At 60.2% G+C, this 3,235-nt stretch carries 2 protein-coding genes; both read left to right on the forward strand.

Going from position 1 to position 3,235, the window contains the following annotated elements; translation table 11 throughout:
* The coding region (gene speC / locus WLY71_RS30150; RefSeq protein ID WP_347806488.1) for an ornithine decarboxylase at positions 1-1,277 on the forward strand (1,277 nt) is incomplete at its 5' end.
* A 278-nt stretch (positions 1,278-1,555) separates the two neighbouring features.
* The gene (locus WLY71_RS30155; protein ID WP_347806489.1) at positions 1,556-3,232 is read left to right on the forward strand and encodes an MFS transporter; all 1,677 of its coding nucleotides are present in this window, start codon (positions 1,556-1,558) and stop codon (positions 3,230-3,232) included.
* Positions 3,233-3,235 lie beyond the last annotated feature (3 nt).

The following is a 3,235-nucleotide window of genomic DNA, read 5'->3' on the forward strand; positions in this document are numbered from 1 at the left end:
GCACCATTTACAACGCCAGACAAGTCGTCGATCGCATCGGCAAACTGTGCGACTACATCCTGTTTGACTCGGCGTGGGTGGGCTACGAACAGTTCATCCCGATGATGAAGGATTGCTCGCCGCTGCTGCTCGACCTGCACGAGAACGACCCCGGTATCTTTGTCACTCAATCGGTGCACAAACAGCAGGCGGGGTTTTCCCAGGCGTCGCAGATCCACAAGAAAGATCGCCATATCAAAGGCCAGGCCCGTTATTGCAACCATGCACGGCTGAACAACGCCTTCATGGCCCAAGCCTCTACCAGCCCGTTTTACCCGCTGTTCGCCTCACTGGATGTGAACGCGCGCATCCATTCCGGCCGCAGTGGCCTGCGCCTGTGGGAAGACTGTGTGAAGTTCGGCATCGACGCGCGCAAATTGATTCTGGAAGCGTGCACCATGGTTCGCCCTTTCGTGCCGGACACCATTGACGGTCGCCCCTGGCAGGACCATCCGACTGAGGACATCGCCAACGACATCCGGTTTTTCGAATTCCATCCGAAGGATCGCTGGCATGCCTTCAGCGGTTACGCCGACAAGCAATACTTCATCGACCCCTGCAAGTTGCTGTTCACAACGCCCGGTATCGATCCCGTCGATGGCAGTTACACCGACTTCGGTATCCATGCCGGCATCCTTGCCAACTTCCTGCGGGAGAATGGCATCGTTCCGGAAAAGTGCGACCTGAACTCGATTCTGTTCCTGCTCACCCCTGCCGAAGACTGGGCGAAGATGACTCATCTCGCCGCACAGATCGCGCGTTTTGAACGCTTCATCAGTGATGACGCGCCGATGAGCCGGGTGTTGCCGGCCATCTATGCGCAGCACCAGGAGCGCTACCGCAACTACACCATTCGCCAACTCTGCCAGGAGATGCACGACCTCTACCGCACCCACAACGTCCAGCAATTGCAGAAGGCAATGTTCCGCAAGGAACACTTCCCGAAAAAGGCGATGAACCCGCAGGCAGCACAGTTCGAATTCACCCGTGGCAACGTCGAACTGGTGGCGCTGGCAGACGCGGAGGGTCGCTTCGCTGCCGAAGGTGCGCTTCCCTATCCACCCGGCGTGCTCTGCCTGGTGCCCGGGGAAATATGGGGCGGTGCGGTGCTCAAATACTTCCTGGCGCTGGAGGAAGGTATCAACTCACTGCCTGGCTTCACGCCGGAACTCCAGGGCGTGTACTTGAAACAGGAAGGTGGTCGCATTCGAGCCTATGGGTACGTGATCAAGACTTGAGTCTTCACACCGCGGCTACAATAAATGCCCGAAACCATTGATGCGACGGGTCGCTATGCAGCTCACATTGGGGAATCAGCCCGGGGGTGAACGTGATGGCGAGTGGATATCTGCGCGAAGCCGATTATGCTTCAGGAGACCTTGCAGCGATGCGAGGCCGTCAGCCTGTGTGCATGCTTCGCGCAATCAGTAATCCGACGACATCAGCCCCAGGGCCTGGGTGCGGCAAAAAGGTAACGAGGTACTCCGGCCTATAACAAGAACGACGGAGAAGACTCATGGCCGCAATCGACAACACATCCACGGGCAGCGCGCCCCACCACGGGATGACCAAGGAGGAGCGCAAGGTCATTTTCGCCTCGTCCCTGGGCACCGTGTTCGAGTGGTACGACTTCTACCTTTATGGGTCTCTCGCTGCGATCATTGCGAAGCACTTCTTCGCCGGCGTCAATGAGACAACGTCCTTCATCTTCGCGCTGCTCGCGTTCGCCGCGGGCTTCGCGGTACGCCCCTTCGGCGCCATCGTGTTCGGCCGCCTGGGCGACATGATCGGGCGCAAACACACCTTTCTCATCACCATCGTGATCATGGGTATCTCTACCGCCGTCGTGGGTTTTTTGCCCGGCTACGCGACCATCGGCGTGGCAGCGCCGATCATCCTGATCACCCTGCGCCTGCTGCAAGGCCTGGCCCTGGGCGGTGAGTACGGCGGCGCGGCGACCTACGTCGCCGAGCATGCACCGAAAGGCAAACGCGGCTACTTCACCTCGTGGATTCAAACCACTGCAACCCTTGGGCTGTTTCTCTCGCTGCTGGTGATCCTCGCCTGCCGCACGGTCCTCGGCACAGAAGCCTTCGAGGCCTGGGGCTGGCGGATTCCGTTCCTGCTGTCGATCCTGCTGCTGATCATCTCGGTGTACATCCGCCTGCAACTCAGCGAGTCGCCGGTGTTCTTGAAGATGAAAGCCGAAGGCAAGTCCTCCAAGGCGCCGCTGACCGAATCCTTCGCCCGCTGGGACAACCTCAAAATCGTGATCATGGCCCTGCTCGGCGGCACTGCCGGCCAGGCCGTCGTCTGGTACACCGGGCAGTTCTACGCGCTGTTCTTCCTGCTGCAGACGCTGAAGATCGAACCGCAGACCGCCAACTTGCTGATTGCCGGCTCTTTGCTGATCGGCACGCCGTTCTTCGTCATATTCGGCAGCCTGTCCGACCGCATCGGCCGCAAAGGGATCATCATGGCCGGCTGCATCCTCGCGGCGCTGACCTACTTCCCGATCTTCCATGCGTTGACCCAATACGGTAACCCCGACGTGTTCATCGCGCAGGAGAAGAACCCGGTCACTGTGGTCGCCGATCCCGACCAGTGCTCGTTCCAGTTCGACCCGGTAGGCAAGGCCAAATTCACCAGCTCCTGCGACCTCGCCAAGACTGTGCTTGCGAAGAGGGCCATACCCTACAAGAACGAGAAGGCCGAACCGGGCGCCGTCGCGCAGGTCCGCATCGGCGACAAGGTGATCCAGAGCTTCGAGGGCACCGGCATGCCGGGCGCCGACTTCAAGGCCAAGAACGACGCCTTCGCCGCCACCCTCGGCACCGCGCTCAAGGACGCCGGCTACCCCGAGAAAGCCGACCCGGCCAAGACCAACTACCCAATGGTGCTGCTGCTCCTGACCATCCTGGTGATCTACGTGACCATGGTCTACGGCCCGATCGCCGCCTGGCTGGTGGAACTGTTCCCGGCGCGCATCCGCTACACCTCGATGTCGCTGCCCTACCACATCGGCAACGGCTGGTTCGGCGGCTTTCTGCCCACGGTAGCGTTTGCCATGGTGGCGGCCACCGGTGATATCTACTACGGGTTGTGGTACCCCATCGTCATCGCCGTGATGACGGCCATTCTTGGCACGGTCTTCCTGCCGGAAACCAAGGATCGGGAAATTCATCACACATAAGGC

Origin of the sequence: Pseudomonas rossensis (genome assembly GCF_039888995.1) — a bacterium.
GTDB classification, from domain to species: Bacteria; Pseudomonadota; Gammaproteobacteria; order Pseudomonadales; family Pseudomonadaceae; genus Aquipseudomonas; species Aquipseudomonas rossensis.

What these genes read in the sequence shown, in the direction of transcription:
- WLY71_RS30155 (WP_347806489.1), top strand. Translation starts at nt 1,556, where the DNA reads ATGGCCGCAATCGACAACACATCCACGGGCAGCGCGCCCCACCACGGG.